The organism is Pseudomonas sp. KCJK8993, from assembly GCF_046230915.1.
In the GTDB taxonomy this organism is placed as follows: domain Bacteria; phylum Pseudomonadota; class Gammaproteobacteria; order Pseudomonadales; family Pseudomonadaceae; genus Aquipseudomonas; species Aquipseudomonas piscis.
In genome coordinates this window covers 1-2,414 of the sequence record NZ_JBJJLO010000230.1, presented here as the reverse complement: position 1 = coordinate 2,414, position 2,414 = coordinate 1, and the positions used below count along the sequence as shown (strand labels likewise).

At 52.9% G+C, this 2,414-nt stretch carries 2 protein-coding genes, 3 tRNA genes and 1 pseudogene; all 6 read right to left on the bottom strand.

Annotation, left to right across the window (positions count from 1 at the left end):
• Nucleotides 1–82 (bottom strand): annotated as a pseudogene (locus tag ACK6AU_RS31835) (elongation factor Tu); the annotation flags it as partial.
• A gap of 84 nt (nucleotides 83–166) precedes the next feature.
• Nucleotides 167–242 (bottom strand) — tRNA-Thr (locus tag ACK6AU_RS31830).
• A gap of 26 nt (nucleotides 243–268) precedes the next feature.
• Nucleotides 269–342 (bottom strand) — tRNA-Gly (locus ACK6AU_RS31825).
• Nucleotides 343–366: 24 nt separating this feature from the next.
• Nucleotides 367–451 (bottom strand) — tRNA-Tyr (locus ACK6AU_RS31820).
• Between the two features lie 142 nt (nucleotides 452–593).
• The gene (locus ACK6AU_RS31815) at nucleotides 594–1,040 is read right to left on the bottom strand and encodes a hypothetical protein (protein WP_409303723.1); all 447 of its coding nucleotides are present in this window, start codon (nucleotides 1,038–1,040) and stop codon (nucleotides 594–596) included.
• Between the two features lie 265 nt (nucleotides 1,041–1,305).
• A complete protein-coding gene (birA, locus tag ACK6AU_RS31810) occupies nucleotides 1,306–2,265 on the bottom strand; it encodes a bifunctional biotin--[acetyl-CoA-carboxylase] ligase/biotin operon repressor BirA (protein ID WP_409303721.1) in 960 nt (319 codons plus the stop codon).
• Nucleotides 2,266–2,414: the final 149 nt, after the last annotated feature.

Below are 2,414 nucleotides of genomic sequence, written 5' to 3'. Positions count from 1 at the left end.
AAGTGGTTTTACCGTGGTCAACGTGACCAATAGTACCCACGTTAACGTGCGGCTTATTACGTTCGAACTTTTCCTTAGCCATCGAAGTCACCCCTAGGAGAAGAATTAAGCAAGTCACCCAAGCCATTAAAACAAAGGCAGATATTTTCATATCTGCCTTGTCATATGGAGCTCTTGAGCGGATTTGAACCGCTGACCTCACCCTTACCAAGGGTGTGCTCTACCAACTGAGCTACAAGAGCGTAACACTTTGCAAAACCTGCAAACTTGGAGCGGGTAGCGGGAATCGAACCCGCATCATCAGCTTGGAAGGCTGAGGTTCTACCACTAAACTATACCCGCGGAGCCTGCAGCTCTCGCTAAATCTGGTGGAGGGGGAAGGATTCGAACCTTCGAAGTCGTAGACGTCAGATTTACAGTCTGATCCCTTTGGCCGCTCGGGAACCCCTCCTAAGCGAGGCGACATTCTACATCATGCCACCCTTCTGTCAAGCATTTTCTCAATAAAATCTTGAGGTTAGCTGCGTTGATGCTGCTCTACTGCTTCAACCTCTAGAGGTCTTCGCTGCGGAGCGGGCGCCATTCTATGCAACCTATTCGACAGTTGCAACCCCCTCGCAGGGCATTATTTTATGTTTTAACTCATTGAATTCCTTAGCAAGGTTCTGAAGCTGGGAATCATCCAGCAAATGCTTGCTTTCAGGGGCAATACGCACCCAGAACCCCGGCGCTGTAGCAATATTCAAAGACTGCACCCGTGCCTCCACTCCCAACCCTACCAGACGCTGCTCAAGGGAAAATGCAAGCTCTCGACGAGCGAAGCCACCAAGGTAGAGACACCCCGCATCAACCTGCACTTCTTTTCCTCTATCCCGCCTCTCCATTGAGGCCGCAGACTCGCTCAGCAAGCGAATATCCTGCTGGCCCCCCCGATACAACGACAAAGGCATGACTTCTTTTGCACGAAGCGGCGCTTCCTGCTGATGCCAGATGTAGTAAAAACCATTGAGGACCAACAACAAAAGAAACAGCCAGCGCATAAAAACCTCAAGAGGAGGAGCAAGATTTGCCCCCAACATAGATCAGACAAAAGCGCTCTCGGGACAGCATTTAACCACTCTGGAGAACCGCTCCGACTAATACTTGAGCATACCCTGAGCCAAATGCCTCCAGCCTTACCCGGAGGACCGCGCTGCATACCGCTCTCTCAAACCCCAACGAATCGGCGCCCCAAAGCCCGCATCCTGGATACCCCCACTGAACAGAGCGACTAGGCTCGACAGCTTCCTTCTTGTAGCCTGGCGATCAGGATTCGTCGCGCAGCCTCAAACTGAGCTCACCACCACTGAACACCTTCTCTTCATCAGCAACATTCAAGCGCAAGGCACCCTGCCGATCGATACCGAGTACGGTGCCGGTAACACTGTGCACCCCCGCAATGAGAGTCACTGAGCGCCCCTGCCAAAGATGGTGTCTTTCCCACTCTTCCTGGATAGCAGAGAAGCCTTCAGAGCGGTGGCGCTCCAGGTAACCTGCTAAAACCTCATTCAAACGGGCAATCAGATGGTTGCGATCGACCAGCTTGCCAGACTGAAGCCGGACCGAGGTCCACTCTTGATCAACCTCCTCGGTCAATTGCATATTCACATTAATCCCGACCCCTAGGACCACATGACACACGTCTGCCGGATCTCCAACCAACTCCAAAAGAACTCCGGCAATCTTCTTTTGACCAACCAGGACGTCATTTGGCCACTTCAATCCAGCCCCTGGTACTCCACATTCTTTGAGGGTATGCATAACAGCCAGCCCGACAACCAGGCTAAGCCCTTCAAGCTGACGCATGCCTCGCTCAATACGCAGCACAAGGCTGTAATAGATGTTTTCAGCAAAGGGACTCACCCACTTACGACCTCGCCGACCACGCCCTGCAGTCTGGCGTTCTGCCAATACAAGGAGCGGCGCTGGAATTCCGCGCTCGATAGAGCGCAAGGCCTCGGCATTCGTAGAGTCGATTGAGTCGTGGATCTGAATACACCAGGCATCGCCCGAAGAGTGCCGGATAATCTCTGAAGAACTAAGCAAGGCAATTGGAGAGGCCAATTGATACCCCCGGCCTCGCACCTTATGAATGACAAGGCCCAACTCGACCTCAAGAAGCTGCAACTGTTTCCAGATAGCACTACGGCTAACGCCCAGTGCTTCCCCAAGGGCTTGCCCCGAGTGAAAGCGTCCATCTTTAAGAAGCTCTAACAACGTTGACATCAGGTTCCGCCTCATAGTGAGGCAGGCATCATAGCCATGCTCAGGTTCATTGCATAGAAATCGCCGTGGAGAACCCTGCTGGCCACGACCACGGGATTGCGGGACAAAATGCACGTCAGAGCCGGACACTTACCCCGAACCAGGTCAGA

What these genes read in the sequence shown, in the direction of transcription:
- ACK6AU_RS31815 (WP_409303723.1), bottom strand. Translation starts at nt 1,040, where the DNA reads ATGCGCTGGCTGTTTCTTTTGTTGTTGGTCCTCAATGGTTTTTACTAC.
- birA (WP_409303721.1), bottom strand. Translation starts at nt 2,265, where the DNA reads ATGTCAACGTTGTTAGAGCTTCTTAAAGATGGACGCTTTCACTCGGGG.